Source organism: Acetobacter papayae JCM 25143, assembly GCF_000613285.1.
Taxonomy (GTDB): domain Bacteria; phylum Pseudomonadota; class Alphaproteobacteria; order Acetobacterales; family Acetobacteraceae; genus Acetobacter; species Acetobacter papayae.
The window spans coordinates 1-599 of the sequence record NZ_BAIN01000172.1; the positions used below are offsets into that span (position 1 = coordinate 1).

A 599-nucleotide genomic window follows, 5' to 3' on the forward strand; every position below is an offset into this window, starting at 1 on the left:
TGCAACGCCCTTGCGCGCGGGAGTGGCCCGCGCGCGCCTGCTCGGCCTGTGCCACGCCATACAACCACGCGGCAAACCCTAGCAACACCAGCCCCGCCCCGACCGGCAGCACGGTCTGGCCGCCGCCTTCCATCACAATCACCCAGAAAAACCACACACAGGTGCCCAGCAACGGAAAGGCCAGAGACTGCCGCAGATAGATCATCCACCCACCGGGGCGGGGCAGCCAGCCCGCCACACCGGGGGCCAGCATCAGCAGCACCAGCGGAGCGGCAAGCCCAACCCCCATAAAGGCAAACACCACAAGCCCCGCCACCGGCGGCCCGGACAGCGCTCCCGCTACCGCAACCCCCATGAACGGCGCGGTGCAGGGTGTGGCCACCAGCACAGCCAGCACGCCAGTCAGCACATCATGCCAGCGCAGCCCGCCCGCCCCTTCGGCCGAAACCTCGGCCTGACGCGGCGCACGCAACGCGAAAGGCATGAAAGAGAACACCCCCAGCAAATTGAGCGCCATGACAAACAGCAACCACGTAACGAAGGTAACAAAGAGCGGTGACTGGAACTGAAAGCCCCACCCGCAGCCCTACCACCTGCGC

1 pseudogene is annotated in these 599 nt (G+C 66.8%); it reads right to left on the reverse strand.

The annotated features are described in order from the left end of the window. Positions 1-580: pseudogene (locus JCM25143_RS20475) on the reverse strand (cytochrome c biogenesis protein CcdA); the annotation flags it as partial. Between the last annotated feature and the right edge of the window lie 19 nt (positions 581-599).